Consider the following 21,962-nt stretch of genomic DNA (forward strand, 5'->3'; position numbering starts at 1 on the left):
TCCCCATTCATAAAATATCTATGATTCTTCTACCGCGACTTTTAACACCTCTTCAATCGTCGTGTAACCAGCCAATACTTTATCCAGACCATCATTGATCAAAAACTTCATGCCTAATTCCTGCACATACTTTTGCAGTTCATCATTTGATGCCTGTCTGGTAATCATGCGGCGCATCTCCGGTGTGACCACTAACAGCTCTTGAACAGCCATTCTTCCTTGGTAGCCGGTATAGCCGCATTTGGCACAACCTGTTCCTTTAGCTAAACGCGCAGCATGTCGCTGGTATTCTTCCAAGAAGGCTGCTTCTGTGCTGGAAATCCGCTCCTCCTGTTTACAGTTGGAACAAATCGTCCGTACTAGCCGTTGAGCAAGAACACCAGCTAAAGAATTCGCTACAAGAAAAGAATCTACACCCATATCTACCAACCGATTGACTGTACTGACTGAATCGTTCGTATGCAATGTGGACAATACTAAATGCCCAGTCATTGAAGCCCGTATCGCAATCTCCGCTGTCTCTCCATCACGAATTTCACCCACCATGACAATATTCGGGTCCTGTCGTAAAATGGAGCGTAACCCACTAGCAAAAGACAAACCAATACTGCTATTCACAGCTACCTGATTGATCCCTTCCAGTTGATATTCCACCGGGTCTTCCACTGTGATAATGTTGACATTTGGCTGGTTCAGCTCGCCCAGAGCGGCATACAGCGTTGAAGACTTACCAGAGCCCGTCGGACCAGTAACCAGAATAATGCCGTGAGGCTGTTTCAACAGTTTTCGAAAATCCTTTAATGTATGCTTATCAAATTTGAAATCTTCTAGTTGGCGAATACCAATCGATCGGTCCAAAATTCGAATAACGATTTTTTCACCATGTATCGTAGGCAGCACAGATACCCGTAAGTCGATGATCTTATGTCCATTTTTCAGCATTGCTCGCCCATCCTGCGGCACACGAGTTTCAGTTATATCCAGTGATGAGATGATTTTCAAGCGAGAAGTAACTGCCGATTGAACATTTTTAGGCAAGATTTTCAGCTCTTTCATTTCCCCATCTGTCCGTATTCGAACAGCCAAATATTTTTCCTGTGGATCAAAATGAATATCGCTGGCTCGTCGATCGATTGCATCCTGCAAAAGTGTATTGACTAGTTTGATGATTGGAGAATCATCATTACTGCTTTCACTGGCAACAATTCCACTCTGTTCTACAGCATCTGCTTCAAACAGCCCATCGATATTGATGTCAGAAGGATAGTCTCGAACAATCATCTGCTGGATATCAGCTTCATTCGCTTTGATGGGCTCAATCAAAAGCCCAGTTGTCAAACGCAACTCATTTAGCGCAGCGTAATCTCCCGGATTACTCATGGCAACTACTAAGCGGTTTCGTTTTCTTTTTATAGGGAACACACTGTATTCCTTGGCAAAGCTTCTTGGAATCAGTCTCAACAGTTCTTTGTCCAAGGTCATATTGAAAAGTTCTACGGGCTGATTGGAAATCGCCCGTTTTTCACTATCAGCTCTGTCAGCTCTATACTTATTTCTCCCACCTAATCGTTCCTCATAATTCAAACTGCTCTCTCCTTTTATCAACGACACCATCCATTTTTCATGGGTTTCGGAATGCTTTTCTATTTAATAGGGTACATAACATATACCTGTATTTTTCCTAGCCCTTGCGTTCCTAAAAACCATTTCTCATTCTGCAAGCTCTAATAATCGATCGCTTTTACATAGTCAAAGGTTCTTGAAATCATCTGGATAGAATCTTTATCTGAAGTATTTACCGGCATGACAATAACAACTTGCCCACCATCGGCAGCTGCCGCTTCAGCAAAACCATTGGCTATTGCAACAGGAATACTGCTGCTGCGCAGGTCTGCTTCCAAGCTCAGTGCATCTGTCCTGTTAAAGGGTTGAATAATCAGTTTTCCATTCAACTGGCTTCGACTGACGCTATACTCAATAAAGCTTGTATCGAATAAAGCTAGCTCAGGCAAGGTCTTTAAGGACAGGTAGGAGTCTTTTTGGATTTCCAGATTAAACGGTTCAACTCCTGTATAATCTAACTCCATGCTTGCCCCATTTTTAAGTGTGATACAATTCCAAGATTCCTTGTCCTTGTAAAACCCTGTGAAATTCATTCCGCCATCTTCAGTCAATGCTTTTCTTCGCTCTGTTTTTGGTGAATCAATAAAGCTTTTCCCATATACTGACATTTTTGTGTCCGAGCCATCCAAAGTGATTTTTGCTGGTGTATTCGGATGAGTAAAGTCACCACTCTCTTGAAAATAGGAGAAGCCTTCTTCTCCCAAATCACTCGATAACATGGCATTGGTCAGCAGAAAATTCCCATTAACGGAAATGTTTCGGTGGTCGTCTTGTTCAGAATGAAGAGAAGTGTCTTCACTCACTGGACCAGCAAAAAAATTGGAGCTGGCCACCACCATAGAGCCTTTTAGAAATTCATTCCACAGGCTATCTTTGGGATTTTTCTTCCCAGATTCCACTGCATAATTGGCAAAAGAGAATGTCTCTGAACCTGTGAGTTTATTTATTACAAGATTTCCTTTGGAAAATAGGACCCCTTCTGTTGAACTGTTTTCTTTCTTCACTGTATTTGTGTTATTGATCAACAGATTGCCTGCATCAAATTGACCAACATCTAAAATTAGTCGCGACTGCTCTTTAGGTAAATCAATGAATGTACCGATTTTTGTTGCTACTTGATCAAGCTGCAAATAGTTAAGCTGCGGTGCTGACGGATCAGTTGAATTACGAAGCACCAGAGAATTATCAGTTTGAAGTCGTCCACCTGCTGTACCTTTCACTGTTACACCATTTTCTAAAAGGAAAGAACCTGAAAAAGTGATATCTCGGATGGTTTTATCACCACTTGAAAAATCTAATAGAGAGCCATCCCGAACATCCATCACTTGACCATTTACCTCACCGTATCGAAAAGCCGAATAATTATTGTAAGAAGCATAGTCGAACAATTGAGTATCGGTTTGATAGTGATAAATTCGATCAAATTTTCTCATCCATTCATCTGCTGATATTACTTGTGCACTATTAGGCAGATAATAGGAATAAAATACGTTACGCCAGACATCCAACGCTAAAATTTCTTCATTTACATCTACCTCATCCCACTGGATCTCATAGATATAATCGCATCGAGCTACAGCTTTCGTTGCTTTTCCGCTCTTCATTTCAGTAACTTCTGCAATAATAGGAAAAGTCAGTTCAATATTCGTTACATTATCCAAAGAAACACTCGACTGCTTCCATCCGTAACTGCCAATTTCCGTATCCAATACATAAGGAAGGACTTTTTTTGCTTCAAGCTGACTACTGTTGAACGACACTTGATAAGAGAATTGCTGATTACTGCCAATGTCCTCATTATTCATTTCAAAATCATCGATCCAGCCTTTTACAAGATTTCTCAGAGCCACTTCATCCGTTCCAAAGTTCACACCGGAACCTAGACCCGACAGCTCTGCTTCCAGCTTTTTCTTAATTTTATTACTAGCATCTTGAAGTGCATACTCTTCAACATCCTTTATCTGTTTGAATGTATCTACCTGCTCAACTTGGGAAAAAACAGTCCTCGCCAAAACAAAGATGGCGCCAATAATCACATTGACCAATATAATCGCACCTAACGCGTACAGTAATGCGTAACCAGCTTCCTCTCTACCATCTTCCATTTCCCGGAACCTCCCCACTTGCTTTTTCATCATCTCTATAAGTCAAAACAAATCTTCTGCTGTAGACGATCATTGCCTCATTTTGCTGCAAAAGCTCTTCGATCTCCCATAACCCTGAACTTGAATCATAATAATCAGCAAAAGTAATTTCATCTTCATAAAAAAGAATGATACCGTTGATCTGAATACTGAATGTATCTCGATAGTTCGGTGTAGCATAGATAGTATTCGTTGCTTCGTTTTCGTTCTTCTGTTGAATCAGCTTGATTTTTACGTTTTTATTTTTCACTTGATAGCTTGAGCTTCGCTTGTTTGTGGTATCTAAAATATCTGATATATACAACGGATTTTCTCCCTGAGCCAATGGTTGTATTTCTGACAGCTTATCTTCTGAAAGTGTCTTTATAATATGTGTGTCTGTCCAGTTACTGCTGTTGAATTTCCCACGGTAGCCGGCATTCTCATAAATATTTTCAATTCTACTGATGCTTTCCATTTGTGCAACCATTCCATTAGCAGTCTGCTGAAGCGCTACCTGCTGGCCTTGAACCTCCGAAGCCTTAGCAATGCTGAATAGCACACCGCCAAACAATAGAGAAGCCAAACCGAAAAGAATAATGGCACCAATCAGTTCCATTAATGATAGTCCCCGCTCATCCTTTATTAGCTTTCTCAACTTATCCCTCCTATGATTCAGCCACCCAGTTTATGTAGGTTTCCGTTAATAAACTGCCGCTATTCTGGTCATAAACCTTGATTGTCAAACCGACGCCATCTACTCGAGGGTCATATTCAGCAATAGCTGCTTTACGCTGCACGACCACTTCTATCAAGAAGTCGGTCTCTTCTCCCAAGTGATTGAGGTATTGGCCCAGATACAACTGGTTAACATCTGATTGCAATGCTTCTGGTAAGAAATCAGGATCATTCAATCGATAGTTGACTTTCTGAATGAAGGTTCCGCGATCTGGATCAGTTACCGGCATCTCCAGCTCTCCATATTTCGCTTTGTTTGTGCCGGATTCTTTTTGAATACCTGAATTATCTAAAATCAGATGGTTCCTTCTTTCAAGCTGTTCTTCATTAAACACAGCTGCTGATTCTACAAAAACAAAAGTGTTCAAGTTGGCAATGTCCTGTATCTGTGCCTTATATACCAACCATTCCTTTACATCTTCTCGTACAAAAATTGCCTCTTCTTTTTTTGTATTGATTTGAATCGCCTGTTTATTTTGATAAATCATTGAAGAAATAAACAGAAAACAGACACCCAAAAGAACTATTGCAAAAAGCACTTCCAATAATGAAAAACCGCGTTCATCTAACCAAACTCTTTTCAGCTTGCACCCACTAGTCACTTGTATAGAATCAAACTTAGACTTCTTCATTTTGATTCATCTCGATTTTTATACGATTAAGAACGTCTATTACGCACCATATAGTTTTATTCATTATTCGTCTCCTTATCTGTTGATGAAGATTCTTCATTCATTATTGGAGAAGAAATGTTTTGAGTGCCAAGAATTTCTTTGACTGGCTGATTGAAAACAGAAATATTTTTTTCTATCCAGCTTTTGATGATATACGTCGATTTGTCTGCAGATGCAGCTGTTTCCTCTTCATTGTCATTGTTTTCACTGCTGCTCTTTGATTTATAAGTACCTTTCCTCTTTTTAACAGAGCTACCTTGTTCCGCTGTGCTGGAATCCTCCACTGTAGATGCTTGCTTCTTTGTTCCCGGCTTTGCATCAAACTGCGTTAAATCATAGGCTTCAATCAATGCATTCAGCTTACTTCCGTACTTAGTATCCGTTGCATACCTACCAGTTAGAAACATCGTTACATCTTTATAGCTTTCAGTATTCGGCTTCCAGGTTTTATCGTAGAAATTCTTGTTGCCATCAATCCCATTTTTCAATAGCTTGGCATAGTCCTCTAGCGACTCCTTATAGCTCGGGTATTTTCTGAAGCTTGCTGTAATTGTATATAGACTGCCGCTTCCGTTGTCTTCTTGTGTCGAAAAACTGACGCTTTTTCCTTCATAGCTTCCCTTCACACCGAATAGGTTATAGTTAGGCGGGCTTGAAAGACTGCTGCTGCCTGAACCAGTCTCCAAGATTGCCTGACTGATCATGACCGATGCATACAGCTCATTTTCCCAAGCAATTTCCTGAGCAAAACTGCTGATCGACTCGATGAATTCACCTGTACTTTGATTTTTCACCACAGAAAACTGATAATTTTCTTCAACCTCTGTTGTTTCAGCAACTCCTGGGAGGTATTCGGCCAAATCCTCTGACGGCTCTGCTGCTTCCGGATTCTGTGTTTGCTGAGGTTGCTGCTCATTTACTATGATCTGACCTGTTAGTGTTGATGAATCAGTTGTTTGTTCTTTGATACTGCTTTCACTTGGAGTTGTAGAAGCAGGCACTTCACTTGTCGATGGGTTAGTTTCCTCTATTTCAGAATCAGTTGTTGAATCGATCGTTGAACTGATGGTTTCCGAATAGTTCGGTTCTTCTGAAACCTCCACAGCCATATCCGATGACTCTATGCTAAAAGCAACTTTTGAATCTGCACTCTCTGTTGTCTCATTAATGGATTCATTATTAGCACTTTGTTCCTGCTCCATAGCCATCAGCTGACCCGGATTCATTTTCATCCCTAAAGCAAGTATTCCGCCGCATACAAACAGCCCAAGTAAACAGTGTATTTTTTTATTCATAAAACTGTCGTTCCCCTCTCAGCATTTGCTGTCGTTCTCTACCTACTCTTATCTTCGTTATCTCTGTCTCTTTCCACAGGAAATTTTGATAATGCCACGCATTCATTCGAAAGAAAATCGTCAGCATCAATATCAGCATCATCAATATCAAATGAGCTAAAGTCATTTTTTCCTGAAAACCAGTGAAATAGCAAAAGCAAAATACGATTCCAAAAATAAACAGCAGCACAAGAGAAATGGTGAAGTGCAACCAGTACAGCATTGTATAGCGCTTTATCTGCTGATGACGTCTATTCATATAAACAACAACCCCTTCCTCAAATTCAGCTATCCAAGACATGACCTGTTCTTTCATGAAGTTAACAGCGTGATAAATTCACAGAATTTTCAATCAATTATAATTATGTTGATGGAATTGATTTCCGTATTCATCAGCACCTGTCTTCAATCGTTCATTTTTATCAGGCTAAGTCTTCTCAATTTCTAAATCCAACATATATCCTCTTGCCCAAATTGTTCGAATAAATTCAGAGTATCCGGTTCTTCTTTCAACCTTTTTTCTCAAATAGAAAATTAGATTGGCAAGTCTGGCTCTATAAGAGTCCACCTCTTCTTCTTGCCAGACAAAGTTTCTCAGTTCTTCATAACCGAAAACTTTCCCTTTTTTACTACATAGAATCGTCAATAACCGGTATTCCAGTTTGGTCAGATTGATCTCAATCCCATTCTCAAACTGAAGGCTCCGATTATGTTCATAAATAGTCAACTGATTCTCTCTCGTCTCATTTTCAATTACTTCGATCATTTCCTCTATCTGTTTTTCTTCAAAATGATTCACGGTGTTATGTATAATGAGCTCAAATTCTGCTGGTGAGCACACCGCAGGGATGTGGCCATGAATTCCTAGTTTTAGATAAACTAATCGATTGATTTCCATCATTTTGTTTGAAAATGTCCAGATAAATGCTTTTGAGCTTTCCTTTATTTGAAAAATCAAATTACATATTTTCCAAATAACTTCTTCATTTTCTTCATCGAAGTGAATGATCACTGCATCAACGTCTTCTATATCAGCTAACAGTTCTTCTGTTTCTGTGAAATCAACATTGTATTGATTTCTTGTTAATTCATTGACATATCTCTCATTAAGTTCTCCATTGATATTAACTACACTGACTGTGCACACTCTGTATTCCCCCATATCTTTCCCTTGTTAAAAAGTACCAAGCCCTATGGATGTGATTGAACGTGGTACGGTCCCTTCAAAGACTAACCTATACACATTAGGGTGTTTCTTTCTTGGATTCTTCTTTATGAATCATTTTTCTTAAAAAGTAATTTTCGCCCTGCAGCAAATCAAAATAAGCAGCTTTCTTCGCTAAGCTATGATAATCAGCCTTCATCAATTTGACGTAGGGATTTCGAAACCAGGGATATTGATTGATGATTGCTCTACTATCAATTTCTCTGCACTCATCCATCACTAGGTAGATGTCACTGTCAAAAATCATTTCCTTCAGCTGTGCAACCTGCTTATGCTTATATGTTACTGATGAACCAACAGGAACTAGTTTCTCAGTCTGCTTGATAAGCGCTTTGTTGTTGTCCCATAATTTTTCTAAATACTTTGCTTTTTGCTTTAAATAAGAATACTCACGCAAACTAATATGTAAATACTTAGAGGCTTCTTTGTCCTCATCTGAGTGCCTCAAATAGCTGATTCCACAGTCCACTACCGTCTGCTCCAATTTTTCAATCAGGAGTTCCAGTTTTTCGTTTGCAATTCGCATGCGTTCCTTTGTATAATCACTTCGTTTGATTTCTTCTTTATAGACTAACAACTGATTTTCCACACTAACTGCTTCTCTTGAAATTACTGGCTTCTTTATTGACCTTGCTTTTTTTGCCGGTCTGCTTCTCTCACTTTTATCTGCTTTCCCAGATAACCATAAGTTTTTTTCCAAGAGCTGCTCTTCTATTTCTTGACTCAATGCTCTCACTGCTTCCTTCTCAGAATAAAACAGCTGCTGCTGGATGCTGGTCTGCAGCTGAATTTCGAAAGGAAAGCCATTGTCACTATAAGCAATTGGAACGAAATCCATATAATAAACTCTTCGATGATTTTTGCTCACTTCTGTTTTACAGCTTAGCCAGGCAAACTGAGGGAGCAGAACTGCTAATTCTTGCAGAACCCGCTCCCAACTTAATTCCCCTGATAATATTGAAATCTCCAAATGGTGGACAGCTGTCATCACTTCAAACATCGCGCTAAAACGCTTGTTGACCTGTTCATACACACACTTCCCCATAGGCTGCCTCTCCAAATGAAGCTTTTCACAAGTTTGACAAACTTCTTCCAGCGTTTCTACTTCATAAAGAAGCTCTTCTGTTGACGGGGCTGATGTCGGGTAAATGTTCACCTGTAGTTCTCTTTTCTTCACCTGCAAATTTCCCTCCCCGTATTTCCAGATGACTTACTCTTTCTGCACTTGCAATTAACCTGTCAAACATATGATCTGATTCGGCCTTCAGTTCAATCAGCTTGCCGCGATGTTTTTCTGTCTCCTGCTTGATCAGATGCAACTCCATTGCAGATTCAGACAACACTTTACGTGCTTCTGCTTCAGCACTCTCGCGAACCTGCTCGCCCTCCCATTGAGCACGAGCAATAACTTCCCGCTGCTGCTCCTTGGTTTCAATGATGATATTGGCTAAATCACTTTTTAACGTTTCCTGCTGATGGACTTTCATTTCCAATTCCTTGATTCTTTGCTCCTGATCAACAATTTTCTTTTCATACGTTCGCTTTACAGAATCTACCTGACTGTCTTGCTTTCTAACGTGTTTTTTCCGTTCTGAAAGCTCGTCTTCCAACAGCTCTATATGGTTCTTGTATTCTCTCAATACAGCATCTGATTCACTTCGTATTTGGGTGATTTCTTCATCCAATTGTTTACGCAATTCGTTTATCGCTGTCTCAGCCCTGTTTTCTTTTTCAGTCAATAAATTAGTGACTTTATAAAGTTCATCTTGTTTCTCTTCCAATTGATCTGTCAATCGTTCTACTGTTTCTTCCAAGTGATCGATTTCATTTTTCATCTCTTGCTCTTCTTGGCGAGAGATCATTGGTTCTTCATATCTGTGGGGCTCGTTCTTTTCCTTTTTTCTCTTAGAGGTAAAATGAGGCTGCTCGTCATATTCTTCCTCTTCATAATCTGTGTATTCTCCGTAATCTTCTTCATCTTCATAAATGTACACTTCATCATAATCCTGATCATCTTTACGTTTACCTAATCCAAACATCTTTTATCACTACTCCCGTCTAGTTCGTATTCTATTTTTCATCTTCAAAAAATCAGTCTTTCTGTGCTATTCTCCAAGATACGGATGTCATTTGATTTCTTACCAGTTCAATTATTTGACAAGTTTCTTAATTCAACTAAAATTAAGAAAGATAGGCTCAAAAGCAATTGATACCAACGAAAAACGAAAATTATGACCATTTTTGTGACGTGTTATAGCGACTCATGGAACATCGTATCAATGGTGGACATTGCTATCCGTCTAGTTTCCATTAACGAATCCGTATAAGTATCTAATGTCATTTTTACTGACTGGTGGCCAAGTATTTTGCTTAAGCTGGCTATGTCGATTCCTTTTTCTATACATCTGGTTGCGAAGGTGTGTCTCAATATGTGAAATTTCACATTATCCAGATCTGCTGCTTCCAAATTCTTTTTGAAATGATTTGTAACTGTTCGTGGTTCTACCAAACCACGTCCATTTCCTATAACATATTCCGAAACTGCTTTTTTACTCTTTTCAAGCAGATAGCTTTTCAGATTATAAGCTAAAGGGATTTGACGAAGTGAATATCTGGATTTTGGACTTCCTTCAATCAATTTTGTTTTTGATTCCTGTGATGACTCATCAAGAACTCTGGATATCGTCCTTTTAACGTAGATCAGTTCATTTTCAAAATCAATATCTGACCATTTCAATCCGCTGATTTCCCCAATCCTCATCCCAGAGTATAATGAAAGGATCACAGGAGAACAGCCTTTTTCCTGAAATGCAATGATTTCCAATCGTTTTTGCTGGCGTATTGTTAATGCACAGACCTCTTTCTTTCTCATCTTAGGCAACTCAACAAAATCACATGGATTATCAGAAATATAAGCTTGTCGTTTTGCATCATTTAGAGATTTTTTTACAATATTGAACACGTTCTTGATTGAGCCAGCTGTCAAATCCTTCTGCAAAACATAAATAAAGTTTTGTATATCCTTTGTCTGCAGCTTAGTAAGGGGGTAATTTCCTAACAGCGGCAATATATGTTTCTTTATTAAGCGATAGTAATTAGAATAAGTAGTTGCTTTTACTTTGTTCTTTACCTGCGTAGTCGCCCAATACTGTAACCAGTCCGCAAAAGAACCGTAATAAAGATTCAGAGGCTCGCTGCTTTCCAAGCGCTTGGCCTTTACTCTGATCAGTTTTTCTTTGACTTCAGCATACCTTCTTCCATAAACGGAACCATAAATGATCCTTCCACTGGTTGACCGAGTCTTAATATAACGTCCTTCCCAGCGTCCATCTTTCCGCTTATAAATATTTTCACCTTTTTTTGCCAAATCATCCGCATCCTTCCCGTTATTTTTTGACATTTTTTTTGACGGCGTATTTCATTAGCGGCACATCCTTCCCGAACATTTTTTTGATTTCATATCGCTTTTTTTCGATTGAAAATAGATAAAAAAAATATTTCATTTATTTTCTTGACATAAAATGAACCGATTGTTAGAATGATATTGTCATATAATGAGTAAATCATGAAAATCAGTGCGATAAGTAATCAAGTCCATATCATTTTATTTCTCAATTTTAGTTGAATTGAGAAAATAAAATGATATGTTTTTTTGCTGTTTTTAAATAATAAATAAACATAAATAAAATAAACTCTATTATTAAAATAACACACTGAATATAATTATTGTTGATTTTTTTCACATTTTTATGAATAATGGGACCATGCTTTACATAATGTCTATATCTATAAATTAATGTGATTTTCTTTTATCAACACTATACTTTCATGCATTTTCGTTGAGAAAAAAGAAAAAAACAGTCCCGAGACAACTATTCTCTGGACTGAAATGACTGATTGATGGTTTTGGTAACGGGAAGGATGCTCCGCAACACAAACAACGCTATGAGTGCAGATGAGCTGGTAACTTCTATATAACCTTCTTGTTCTTCAGAGGTAGGTTCTAACACCTCATCTATTCTAAAACTAAGAGAAAAAAGAGGCTGAGACAGAAGTGTTTAGCTACAAGCAATAAGCCGGAATTCACGAAAATTGTTTCACAAATTTTTGTTGAATTCCGGCTTATTGTCGTAGGAGCTACTTCTGACTCGCTGTTTATTCGGATTTAGGGTATGGAAAAGAGTGGCAACAGATTATTGTCCACTCACTTTTCCTCTTTTTTATATCGTATCTGCAGCTATTGTTGACTGAGATACTTCTGTGCCCGTCTCTTCTTTTTGCAATATCCATGTAAGAACAAAGGATAAGATAGTTGACACGAGCATCATGACAACTCCAGCTACAATGTTCGCTGTCCCCTTTTCTCCTGAGAAGCCAAGGATAGCCATTAAACTATTTTGCGGTACATACAATGTCACGTGCATAACTCCGGCAAAGCAGCCAGCGATTCCGGCACTGATACAAGCTGCGATCAACGGTTTCTTGTATTTCATCGTAACGCCATATAGAGCTGGTTCTGTAATCCCCATAATTGCAGATATCCCGGCGGCTGTAGCCATTGTTTTCAAACTTTTATCCTTTGATTTCATCGCAACGGCGAGTGTCGCTCCACCTTGAGCCAGATTCGCACAAACCTGAGCCACTAAAATCAAGGATTCCGTACCGGTTGCAGCAAAGGATGCAACGAAAATGGGCGTCAATGCATGATGCATCCCTGTCATGACGATGAATGGCATCGCAGCAGCCAGCAAAGCAACCATAATGAAGCCTAACTGTCCTTGCATAAGCTCAATAAACCAAGCCAGACCGTTACCAGCATAATTGCCAAGAGGTCCGATCACAATCAATGCAAGCGGTGCAGAAATCAATAAGACCAGTGTCGGGTTCAATAGGATCTTCACTGCTTTCGGCGTAACCTTATCTACTCCCTTTTCAATATACGACATTGCCCAAACCGTCAAAAGTGCGGGAATCACAGAAGCAGCATAGCCAACTCCTTGAATCGGTAAACCAATAAATGAAATCGGCTCTCCTGAAGCCACCCACGAAGTGAAATTTGGATGAAGAAAAATACCTACAACGACTACAGCAATCGACGTATTCACCTTGAATTTACGAGAGGCAAAAACTGCCAACAGGATTGGCATAAAGTAAAATGCGCCATCACCAATAAAATCCAAGACTCGATACGTAGAAGATTCATTGGATAACCAATTGAAGGTTGTCCCCAGAGATAGGATCACCTTGATCATCCCCGCAGCAGTCAACGCCGGAATCATCGGTGTCATACAACCGGTAATCGTATCTACTACTTTATCCAATACAGAAGCAGAGGTGTTTCTCTCTTGCTTGTCCTGTATTGCTTCAAGATCACCATTTCTTATCCCTTCTTCAATAATAGCCTGAAAAACTGTATTGACATGACTGCCAATTATGACCTGATACTGTGTCGGTGTTGGGTTTACACCCACCACTCCTTCAATGTCCTTTAGCTGCTGCTCATCGACTCGTTGCTCCTCTACCAGAGAAAACCGTAATCGAGTAGCACAATGAACCACGGAATAGATATTCTCGCTGCCGCCAAGGGCTGTGATGATCGCTTTTGCCAATTCTTTATTTTTATTCATTTTAATCGCTCCTTTTGCGAATATCCTTGGTGCTGTCAGGTAACTCCTCGAACACTGCTGCACCTTTAGTTTCAATTACTTTCTTATAAAAATGATAGCTTTCTTTCTTGTAACGTTTACCTGAACCATGTCCGTTATCGTCCTGATCCACATAAACAACGCCATATCTTTTGCTGATCCGGCCTTCACTGACACTAGGAAGATCGATGATTCCCCACATTAAGTAGCCCATCAGCTCTACGCCATCTTCCCTTACCGCAAGAATCATGTTTTTAATATGCTCATTCAAATAATCGATACGATATGGGTCATCAATCGTTTCTTTGTTGAATACATCTTGTGTACCAATGCCGTTTTCGACAATAAAAAGTGGTTTATGGTATCGTTCAAAAAGCTGATTCAATGTGATGCGCAAGCCTATCGGATCATTTTGCCAAACGCTTTTGCTTTCAGGCAGATGAGGATTTCTTAAGGTGATAAACCCGTTGGCTGCAACGGTCTCTTTTCCCTCTGTCTCAGCGGCTGTACAAGCACTTGAGTAATAGCTGAAGGAAACAAAATCAACGGTATTTTCCCTCAACACCTTTTGATCCAACTCCGTTACATCAAGCTTGATTCCATGCTTCTTAAAGAAATGGTTTGTATGTGCCGGGTAGCTGCCGAATACCTGAACGTCTGAAAACATCAAGTTTTCCTGCTCATGCTTCAATGCAGCAAAAACGTCTGATGGTCTACAAGTATAAGCATAGGTTTTACCTGCAGCCAACATAGCTCCAAACTGGTTATTCCCATTGATCTGTTTTCCTATTTGGATCGTCAATGCATTTGCCAATAACTGATGATGTCCAGCCTGATATTGTAATGACAGATTATCCTGCCCTTCTTCAAACTGTATCCCTCCACCAATAAATGGAATATGCAATACCATGTTCATTTCGTTAAAAGGAATCCAATACTTGATTCTCCCGTCAAAATACGCCATGACTGTTTTTGTATAGTGCACATAATATTCTATTACCTCTTTTGCTGCCCACCCATTGTATACCTCCACCAAATACATGGGGATTTCAAAATGACTCAAGGTCACAATCGGCTCGATCTGATACCGTTCCAACTCACTCAGCAATGCATCATAATAAGCCAAACCGGCTTGATTAGGTTCTTTTTCGTTCCCTTTCGGAAAGATTCGAGACCATGAAATTGAGAATCGAAAACTGTTGATGCCCAGCTCACTCAATAATTTGATATCCTCCTTATAGGTATGATAAAAATCAATACCAATCCTACCGGGATAAATCGTCTCAGTTTCTTCTGTTAAAATACTCTTCGTCTTATTCTTAAAAACCGGCTTTAATCGTTGATCATTCAATGGCAGCTGATCAAAGTTAGAGGCTCCTCGGCCATCAGCCAGATAATTTCCCTCACACTGTGCTGCTGAAACTGCTCCGCCCCAAAAAAAATCTTTTTCCATAAACATATGCACTCGTACCTCTCAAAAATAGCTATTTTTATTTCAATGTAACAATCTATTTCTTTTCGTTCGTCGACGATATAATCATATTAACGAATTATCAACCGTTTTCATTCCCACAAAATTGACTTCTTATTCTCAAATATTGCGCAAAAAAAGGATGAGGTGTGCTTCTATTTTTGAAGAACACCCCATCCTTTTTCTATATGAAAATCATTATTGTCTTGCAGTCATTTATTTCCCACGGACTCCTTTAGCCAATTCGTTAAAAAAATCAATTGGTCCATCGTATGAAACCAATGTTCACCATCCTCCATTACTGTAAGATCACATTGAAATTTGAGGGAAAAAGCTGTTATAGTTTCATGGTCAGTAAGGTTATCTTGATCACCGTATAAAATAGCACTAGGACTCTTCCACTTATTTATCTGATTTTGTCGTGCAAAAGTTAGATATTCCCAAGACAGCTCCTGACCAAAGTCAGTTTGAATGATTTTCTCCGTTTCCAATTGTTCCTCGGAAACATCTGCCCAACGCATCATCTTTCGTATCAACTGCTCCATATCCAAAATTGGGGAAACAAACAAGCTTTGTTCAATTTCCTTGTCCCTCAATGCCAGCAGACTGAACCAGACACCTATGCTATTGCCTCTAAGACCAAACCGTTGCCAGTGTGTTTCTATATATTGCCAAACCAGCTGCAGCTCCGGAACTACGATCCACGGAACAAAACCGGACTCTGCCTTCCTTTCCCCATGCTCTGGCAAATCGATACTCAGTACCTGCCAGCCTTTTTCTGCAGCAACAGCAGCAAACTGCTCCGCTTCTTCCTTGTTTCCACTTTGTCCATGAACAAATAGAAAGACCTTTTCAGCAGACCTTCCATAAAGAACCGCAGGTATATTGCCTATGTTAAAATTTTTCTTTTCCATTATTTTCCCCTTCATATTACCCTAAATAATATTTTGACTTAATGCAGAAGATTCCTATTACCGCTTGTCTTAAACCTTCTTTACTGAAATCAATCACTTCAACAAAGAATCGCTTTTCTTATGCGTCCATTTCTTTAGTTTATACTCATTTTTTTGCGATACTCAAGTGGAGACAGCATCAATGAATTTTTGAACAGACGATAAAATGTCTTGTCACTTTCAAAGCCTACCTCTGAAATGATTTGAGAAACATTTTTATCACTGTTGATCAAGAGCCACTTCGCCTTGTCAATACGATAATCATTTAAAAATGTGATAAATGTCTTGCCAGTATTTTTCTTGAAAAAACGAGTAAAGTAAAAGGGGCTATAGCCAACCTCCGACGCTGCATCCTGAAGAGAAATATGTTGCTGATAGCGATTTTCCACATACCGAAATACTTGATCCAATTTTTCAAGGATCTCATTGTTTTTGATACCATTGATTTCCTGAACTTTCCTATTCTCTCTTTTAGGGAGCTTCCTGATAAATAAAACTGCTAACTGGAAAATTGCTGATTTTATGACATACTGATAGCCTGGATGGCGTTCACGATTTTCCAGATACACATTTTCCAGAATTTCTCGAACCTTCTTTTGATCCTCCTCAGACCAATGAATACTTAGCGGAAAAATATCGGGAAAACTGTGTGATATATCAGCCTCTTCCGTACTTACGGAAGAAAAAAAGCTAAAATCAAATTGATAAACGAGCCGCTCGCTTCCAGGGGATGCTAAAACATAATGGATGTCACCGCTATTGATGAAGACAATTCCTCCTTCTGAGAGAGTATACGGCTGATCATTGATTCCTAAGGTTATTGTCCCCTTGGTTACATAAATCAGTTCCAGTTCTCGATGCCAATGAGGTGTTGTTAAAATATTGCCGTCATTCACAAGTATACGAAAAGGGAACTCCTTATCCAACCTTGGCATTTCTAAATAAATAGCCATACACGCATACCTCCCTGCCAGTTCTTTTCCAATAAAATCAAATCTGCCTATCTTCTCCTTTATATTCTTTGAAATAGTCGCTGTTGTCAAATCATTTTTGCAGATGATAGATATCAAGGATCATCGTCGAACAAGCCTTTCTATTAAAGATTGTTTGGCATCTCTACTTTTGGTACAATCAAACCAATGATTTCACTGTAAACACACGGATAAGCTATCTATATGATAATAATGCTCAAATAAAGGAATGAGTATGAAAGGAAGGGTAAGACAATGTTTGATGAATTGAAGGAACTTCTGCTGAAAAAGCATCACACCTACAGAGAAAAGTACAATGTCAGACTGGAGCTGACAAACGATTTCAGTATGGGAGCTGTTGATGCTATCAACAAAATTTCATGGCTGCCCAGGGCTGTTGCGGCAGATATCTTTCATGACGAAAAAACACTGACTATTGGAATCGTTATTCCAGAGCAAGGACATGTCACTCGCTTCCAAAAATTTCTAAAGAGAAACAGACTTCACCATATCGATCACTTTGTAACGGATGCCTTTAGCGGTTACTATGAGGGAACAACTGGCATTCTCTTGTTCTCTATCGATCGTCAAGATCTTTACATGAACAAACTGATTACCGCTTGCTTGTACTCTGATTTTTACGGATCAAATCCCTTGGTACCGAAAATCAGTGAGCGCATCTTCTTTTATAATCCCGCAAAAAAACTGTTGTTTCATATTTATGACGACCGTGGTTGTGACATTTGGTCACCGGATAAAGAAACTGCTGCTTTTTATTATCAGAAATATCAGGCGTACATTTTAGACTACGATAGACAAGAAATCGACAGTTGGTTTATGAAGGCTTAATTCAACTCACGCAGAGCATGCAAAATTTTATTAATAGGCCAGAGCTATCTGGTCATGCCTGATCAATTTTGGGCAAATGTTGAAATTATAACAGATATGGAGATAATTCAGATGACGGTATAATGATTCAAGACGGCATAAACGATTTCAACAAATTTAATAAATAAAAGTGGAATAGGAGAAAAAATGACTTCAAAAAAAGTAGCTGCACGACTTAGCATAGTAGTTGGTTTAATCATATGCTTGACTCTACTTCTGTTTGTTTTTAGAAGCTACATCCCTATATATTTACCTAATAGTCAAAAAGAATTTAAAGTCACAATCAAAGAAAATAATAATGAACCTGCTATTTTTGTTGGCATAAGCTTGGATCAAAAAGAAAAACTAATTGTAGAGCTGTACGATAGCGACGGAAATCTATGTCAAGTTTCTAAAACATTGAATGGAGAAAATAGCTATAAGTACAATTACCTTTCAATCAAGCCCGGTCAAACATATACTGTGAAAATTAAGAATAAGACGAATTCAATTATCTTCTCAAACGGAAGCATACAGAACAACAACTAAAGTAAGAGGTTACGACAGAAGAAAAAGAGAGTGGGACAATAATCTGTTGCCACTCTTTTCCATACCCTAAATCCGAATAAACGGCGAGTCAGAAGTAGCTCCTACGACAATAAGCCGGAATTCAACAAAAATTTGTGAAACAATTTTCGTGAATTCCGGCTTATTGCTTGTAGCTAAACACTTCTGTCTCAGCCTCTTTTTCTTTACTTGCTCAGCCGTAGGGTTCCAAATTTTATCCTACTTTCATGGAACCCTTACTCTAGCTTTACTTCGTTTGTCGCTCTATAGCAATTATAGAGACAGCTGATTACCTCTTTATTTGAAGTAGGCTGCTGTATCACGTTCATCCTGCTTCAACTGTTCGATCAGCTTCTCAGCTCCTTCGAATTTTACCTGATCACGCAGATAGTGATTCCATCGAACAACCACCTGTTCACCGTAAATATCCTTTTTGAAATCGAGGATATAGACTTCTACTGTCAGCTCTCGTCCTTCGCCGAACGTATCATTATGGCCGATTGATCCCATACCAACATACCATGTTTCACCAATCTTGATCTGAACAACATAAACACCGATTCTCGGCAAGCGCACTGTGCTTTTCACTCGGATATTTGCGGTTGGAAAGCCCAGCTCTCGTCCACGTGCATCACCATGAACGACCGTTCCTTCGGTTTCATAGACATAGCCTAACAGCTCTGTCGCCTCTTCCATATCTCCACTATCCATCATTTCCCGAATTCTGGTGGAACTGATTTTCTCTCCATCCATCTCTTCCTTTTGAACAGTTACGATTTCAAATCTGCCTTGAGCATATTCAGGAAAATGAGCAACATCAGCAATATCTCTTGGTCCATAAGTATAATCAAAGCCTGAAACAGCCGCCTTACTATGAAGATCGACGATATACTGGTCAACAAATTCCTGAGGAGGAAGCTTCGCAAAATCAGAGGTAAAATCGATCACGTAAAGAATATCTACGCCTAACTCAGCCATCCTATCCTCTTTTTGCTTCAGGCTAGTAAGATACTTCATTGCCTTTGGTTCAATTTTTTGAAAAACGATCGACGGATGTTGATTGAAGGTCATTACAGCCAACTTCAATCCCTTTTCCTTCGCAAGTCTTTTTCCTGCTTCAATCACTCTTCTATGGCCTTGATGAACGCCGTCAAAAAAACCTAATACCATCACTACATCATCCGTTGGAATCTGCGTTGGATCATACGGATGGCGAATGGAAATAATTTTCATCACACAAAACTTCCTTCTTTTAATTATTTCTGAGTACTTTACTTGGTTTTAAAAGCTGGGTTTTCTCTGGATGCTGCTGATAAAGGCTGACAACCAGTCCCTGATGATACAGCGCAAGCAACCCTTCGATTGGATCAGACAAGCCCAACTCTTTTCGGGAAAGAAAAACACCATTTTTAACCCTGCTGTACTGCTCCTCAGTTAAATCGATCTTAGGAAAATCAGCTATGGCAACTTCAATTGGCAATAAAACCTCAGATATCGCTTCTTGCTCCATCTTCTCTGCAACCTCAGCCAGAGTTACACATTGCTCCTTTTGCAATCCACTGCTGGCTGTTCTCACCAGCTCAGACATATGGGCGGGTACGCCCAAAGCTTTGCCAGTATCCACTGAAAGTGTACGTACATACGTCCCTTTACCACAAACAACCTTGAAGCGCCATGATTGCGTCCCTTTTTCCTCATCGAAAACTGGTTGACTCGTCCGTTCAAACGAATAAATCATTGCTTTTCTTTGTGGGCGCTCAACCTCTTCTCCATTTCGAGCATATTCATACAGACGTTTTCCGTTGACTTTGACTGCTGAGAACATTGGCGGAATCTGAGTGATTTCACCAGTCATTTTTGCCATTGCCTGATCGATTTCTTCCAGTGTAAATGGCTCAGTCAAAAGCTCTTGTTCAACGATTTCTCCGCTGACATCCTCAGTCGTTGTTGAAAATCCTAAGGTGATTTCTCCCTCATAGGTTTTTCCGGAATCCACCATATATTCGATCACTTTTGTACCTTTTCCAATACAGATTGGCAAAACACCGGAAACATCCGGATCTAAGGTTCCCCCATGACCGATTTTTTTTGTATGTAAAATCTTTCGTAATTTAAAGACACAGTCGTGACTGGTCATTCCTTTTTCTTTCCATAAAGGAAGAATTCCATCCATCTTTTTTCCTCCATTTTCATACTAACTTGGTTATTATAGCACAGAACCAGAAGAGAAACATTCCAGAAAATCAGCCTACAGTTTTCAGTACTTGCTCCATGCAAAATGAATAGAGGTTAAAGCAAAAAAGTTTGGAGCATTTACCGAAATGGCAATGCTCCAAACATTGAATCGAATAAGCTGACGCTAACAATCAAATTTTTTATTGATTCGAGTTTTTCTTCGCTTTTCTTGCTGTACGCGTCTGTTGTCTGCGTTCTACTTTACGTTTCTTCTTATTACTATCGGCAATTGCCCAATTGATTTTCTTCTTATAGCCGGGTTTGACTTTCTTTTTCTTTTTCTTCACTAAACCAATCAATGTAGGATCAAGTTCATCCTTTGATTTCGTCCGTTTTGTTCGACGGTTACGATCATAGGTTTCTACAATTTCTCCGTCTTTGATTTCCTTCGGATAGAACTTGACGCCCAACTGCTCTATTTGAGAAATCATCAGATCATCAGACGGATCATACAACGTTATCGCTGTGCCTTCCAAACCGTTTCTTCCTGTCCGTCCAACACGATGGATAAAGAAATCCAGTTCTGCCGGGACCTCTGCATTGATGACATGAGAGACACCTTCAATATCGATCCCACGAGCAGCTAAATCTGTTGCTACTACGTATTGGTATTCTAAATTCTGAACCTGACGCATCACACGTTTTCTCTCTCTCGGTGTGATATCACCATGGATTTTGGCAACTTTCAAGCCTTGCTTCTTCAGGTACTCAGTGATTTCATCTACTCGCTGCTTTGTATTGGCAAAAACAATGGCTAGATAAGGGTGTCCAATTGTCAACAATTGATAAATCAGACGATTTTTATCCTTCCCTTTTGTTGAAATCAACCAATTGTCGATTGTTTCTGAGATGATCGCCTTTGGTTTGATGTGCTCAATGACAGGATTCTCCATATACTTCTTAAGGAACGGCTTCAACTTTTCAGGAATTGTTGCTGAAAAGACCAGCATTTGCAGATGTTCAGGCAATCGCCCGGCAATCTGATCGACCTCTTCTAAAAAGCCCATGTCTAACGTCATGTCCGCTTCATCTACAACAAAATAGGCTGCTGTATGAACCTTTAATGCTTGTTCATTGATCAAATCTAAAATACGACCTGGTGTACCAATAACTACGTGAGGCTGTTGATTCCCAAGCTTACCGATTTGGCGCTGCTTATCTGTGCCTCCAACAAAATTTGTCACACGGATTTCCGGTTGACTAAATTGGGCAATTTGACTGGCTTCTCGATAAATCTGCCCAGCCAACTCTCTACTTGGTGCTGTAATAACAATACTTACCTCATCTATTGTTGGATCGATTTTATCCATCAACGGCAATAAAAAGGTATGGGTTTTCCCACTTCCTGTTTGTGACTGACCAATAACGCTTTTCCCCTTCTTGATTACGGGAATCAGCTTTTCCTGCACCTCTGTCGGCGCTTTAAATCCTTTATCTTCTATCGCCTTCATAATAAAAGGCTGAAATTGAAACTGCTCAAATGAACTCACTTGCCCACCTCTTTTCTCTCTTGTATATAAGTCCTCAAGCATTATA

At 39.4% G+C, this 21,962-nt stretch carries 19 protein-coding genes; 2 read left to right on the forward strand and 17 right to left on the reverse strand.

All coding sequences use genetic code 11. The annotated features are described in order from the left end of the window. Positions 1-18: 18 nt before the first annotated feature. The 14 genes from I6N96_RS00840 to I6N96_RS00905 all read right to left on the reverse strand — a co-directional run bounded on the left by I6N96_RS00840 (position 19) and on the right by I6N96_RS00905 (position 16,739). Complete coding sequence (locus I6N96_RS00840; RefSeq protein ID WP_245186793.1) at positions 19-1,584, reverse strand: GspE/PulE family protein; 1,566 nt, start codon at positions 1,582-1,584, stop codon at positions 19-21. Positions 1,585-1,724: 140 nt separating this feature from the next. Beyond that, positions 1,725-3,728, reverse strand: a complete 2,004-nt coding sequence (locus tag I6N96_RS00845) for a hypothetical protein (protein WP_209555607.1) — start codon at positions 3,726-3,728, stop codon at positions 1,725-1,727. Continuing rightward, positions 3,715-4,404 carry a PulJ/GspJ family protein gene (locus I6N96_RS00850; protein ID WP_209555608.1) on the reverse strand — a complete coding sequence of 230 codons (690 nt, stop codon included), beginning with the start codon at positions 4,402-4,404 and terminating at the stop codon, positions 3,715-3,717. Before I6N96_RS00850 ends, I6N96_RS00845 begins: the two co-directional genes overlap by 14 nt. Before the next feature lie 10 nt (positions 4,405-4,414). Further along, on the reverse strand, positions 4,415-5,116 hold the full coding sequence (locus tag I6N96_RS00855) for a type IV pilus modification PilV family protein (RefSeq protein WP_209555609.1): 702 nt from the start codon (positions 5,114-5,116) through the stop codon (positions 4,415-4,417). 56 nt (positions 5,117-5,172) lie between these two features. Then, the gene (locus I6N96_RS00860; protein WP_245186794.1) at positions 5,173-6,453 is read right to left on the reverse strand and encodes a glucosaminidase domain-containing protein; all 1,281 of its coding nucleotides are present in this window, start codon (positions 6,451-6,453) and stop codon (positions 5,173-5,175) included. After that, entirely contained in the window at positions 6,446-6,751 is a 306-nt protein-coding gene (locus tag I6N96_RS00865) for a hypothetical protein (RefSeq protein WP_209555610.1), read from the reverse strand. Before I6N96_RS00865 ends, I6N96_RS00860 begins: the two co-directional genes overlap by 8 nt. 168 nt (positions 6,752-6,919) lie before the next feature. After that, positions 6,920-7,654 carry a helix-turn-helix domain-containing protein gene (locus I6N96_RS00870; RefSeq protein WP_209555611.1) on the reverse strand — a complete coding sequence of 245 codons (735 nt, stop codon included), beginning with the start codon at positions 7,652-7,654 and terminating at the stop codon, positions 6,920-6,922. Positions 7,655-7,736: 82 nt separating this feature from the next. Beyond that, complete coding sequence (locus I6N96_RS00875; protein ID WP_209555612.1) at positions 7,737-8,894, reverse strand: hypothetical protein; 1,158 nt, start codon at positions 8,892-8,894, stop codon at positions 7,737-7,739. Next, positions 8,824-9,756 carry a hypothetical protein gene (locus I6N96_RS00880; protein WP_209555613.1) on the reverse strand — a complete coding sequence of 311 codons (933 nt, stop codon included), beginning with the start codon at positions 9,754-9,756 and terminating at the stop codon, positions 8,824-8,826. The genes I6N96_RS00875 and I6N96_RS00880 overlap by 71 nt, the downstream gene beginning before the upstream one ends. Positions 9,757-9,968: 212 nt before the next feature. Next, positions 9,969-11,084, reverse strand: a complete 1,116-nt coding sequence (locus tag I6N96_RS00885; protein ID WP_209555614.1) for a tyrosine-type recombinase/integrase — start codon at positions 11,082-11,084, stop codon at positions 9,969-9,971. An 853-nt stretch (positions 11,085-11,937) separates the two neighbouring features. Further along, entirely contained in the window at positions 11,938-13,344 is a 1,407-nt protein-coding gene (locus I6N96_RS00890) for a PTS transporter subunit EIIC (protein WP_209555615.1), read from the reverse strand. A gap of 1 nt (position 13,345) precedes the next feature. Further along, the gene (locus I6N96_RS00895) at positions 13,346-14,815 is read right to left on the reverse strand and encodes a family 1 glycosylhydrolase (protein ID WP_245186795.1); all 1,470 of its coding nucleotides are present in this window, start codon (positions 14,813-14,815) and stop codon (positions 13,346-13,348) included. A 230-nt stretch (positions 14,816-15,045) separates the two neighbouring features. Beyond that, on the reverse strand, positions 15,046-15,747 hold the full coding sequence (locus I6N96_RS00900; RefSeq protein ID WP_209555617.1) for an alpha/beta hydrolase: 702 nt from the start codon (positions 15,745-15,747) through the stop codon (positions 15,046-15,048). 134 nt (positions 15,748-15,881) lie between these two features. Beyond that, positions 15,882-16,739 carry a helix-turn-helix transcriptional regulator gene (locus tag I6N96_RS00905; RefSeq protein ID WP_209555618.1) on the reverse strand — a complete coding sequence of 286 codons (858 nt, stop codon included), beginning with the start codon at positions 16,737-16,739 and terminating at the stop codon, positions 15,882-15,884. Positions 16,740-17,012: 273 nt separating this feature from the next. Between I6N96_RS00905 and I6N96_RS00910 the strand changes: the two genes are divergently transcribed. Both I6N96_RS00910 and I6N96_RS00915 read left to right on the forward strand, forming a co-directional pair. Then, positions 17,013-17,606: a DUF3885 domain-containing protein gene (locus I6N96_RS00910; protein ID WP_209555619.1), complete on the forward strand. Its 594-nt coding sequence runs from the start codon at positions 17,013-17,015 to the stop codon at positions 17,604-17,606. A gap of 186 nt (positions 17,607-17,792) precedes the next feature. After that, a complete protein-coding gene (locus tag I6N96_RS00915; protein ID WP_209555620.1) occupies positions 17,793-18,173 on the forward strand; it encodes a hypothetical protein in 381 nt (126 codons plus the stop codon). Between the two features lie 315 nt (positions 18,174-18,488). On the opposite strand, the gene ribF is transcribed toward I6N96_RS00915, so the two are convergent. The 3 genes from ribF to I6N96_RS00930 form a co-directional block, all read right to left on the reverse strand. Further along, positions 18,489-19,424, reverse strand: a complete 936-nt coding sequence (gene ribF / locus I6N96_RS00920) for a riboflavin biosynthesis protein RibF (RefSeq protein WP_209556200.1) — start codon at positions 19,422-19,424, stop codon at positions 18,489-18,491. A gap of 19 nt (positions 19,425-19,443) precedes the next feature. Further along, the gene (gene truB, locus I6N96_RS00925; RefSeq protein ID WP_209555621.1) at positions 19,444-20,364 is read right to left on the reverse strand and encodes a tRNA pseudouridine(55) synthase TruB; all 921 of its coding nucleotides are present in this window, start codon (positions 20,362-20,364) and stop codon (positions 19,444-19,446) included. Between the two features lie 202 nt (positions 20,365-20,566). After that, on the reverse strand, positions 20,567-21,958 hold the full coding sequence (locus I6N96_RS00930; RefSeq protein WP_209556201.1) for a DEAD/DEAH box helicase: 1,392 nt from the start codon (positions 21,956-21,958) through the stop codon (positions 20,567-20,569). Between the last annotated feature and the right edge of the window lie 4 nt (positions 21,959-21,962).

This window comes from Enterococcus larvae, from assembly GCF_017830045.1.
Lineage (GTDB): Bacteria > Bacillota > Bacilli > Lactobacillales > Enterococcaceae > Enterococcus_L > Enterococcus_L larvae.

Bases quoted from the DNA above. Each gene is read 5' to 3' on its own strand.
- I6N96_RS00845 (WP_209555607.1), bottom strand. From the start codon at position 3,728: ATGGAAGATGGTAGAGAGGAAGCTGGTTACGCATTACTGTACGCGTTA.
- I6N96_RS00855 (WP_209555609.1), bottom strand. From the start codon at position 5,116: ATGAAGAAGTCTAAGTTTGATTCTATACAAGTGACTAGTGGGTGCAAG.
- I6N96_RS00860 (WP_245186794.1), bottom strand. From the start codon at position 6,453: ATGAATAAAAAAATACACTGTTTACTTGGGCTGTTTGTATGCGGCGGA.
- I6N96_RS00865 (WP_209555610.1), bottom strand. From the start codon at position 6,751: ATGAATAGACGTCATCAGCAGATAAAGCGCTATACAATGCTGTACTGG.
- I6N96_RS00870 (WP_209555611.1), bottom strand. From the start codon at position 7,654: ATGGGGGAATACAGAGTGTGCACAGTCAGTGTAGTTAATATCAATGGA.
- I6N96_RS00880 (WP_209555613.1), bottom strand. From the start codon at position 9,756: ATGTTTGGATTAGGTAAACGTAAAGATGATCAGGATTATGATGAAGTG.
- I6N96_RS00890 (WP_209555615.1), bottom strand. From the start codon at position 13,344: ATGAATAAAAATAAAGAATTGGCAAAAGCGATCATCACAGCCCTTGGC.
- I6N96_RS00895 (WP_245186795.1), bottom strand. From the start codon at position 14,815: ATGGAAAAAGATTTTTTTTGGGGCGGAGCAGTTTCAGCAGCACAGTGT.
- I6N96_RS00900 (WP_209555617.1), bottom strand. From the start codon at position 15,747: ATGGAAAAGAAAAATTTTAACATAGGCAATATACCTGCGGTTCTTTAT.
- I6N96_RS00905 (WP_209555618.1), bottom strand. From the start codon at position 16,739: ATGGCTATTTATTTAGAAATGCCAAGGTTGGATAAGGAGTTCCCTTTT.
- I6N96_RS00910 (WP_209555619.1), top strand. From the start codon at position 17,013: ATGTTTGATGAATTGAAGGAACTTCTGCTGAAAAAGCATCACACCTAC.
- I6N96_RS00915 (WP_209555620.1), top strand. From the start codon at position 17,793: ATGACTTCAAAAAAAGTAGCTGCACGACTTAGCATAGTAGTTGGTTTA.
- ribF (WP_209556200.1), bottom strand. From the start codon at position 19,424: ATGAAAATTATTTCCATTCGCCATCCGTATGATCCAACGCAGATTCCA.
- truB (WP_209555621.1), bottom strand. From the start codon at position 20,364: ATGGATGGAATTCTTCCTTTATGGAAAGAAAAAGGAATGACCAGTCAC.
- I6N96_RS00930 (WP_209556201.1), bottom strand. From the start codon at position 21,958: ATGCTTGAGGACTTATATACAAGAGAGAAAAGAGGTGGGCAAGTGAGT.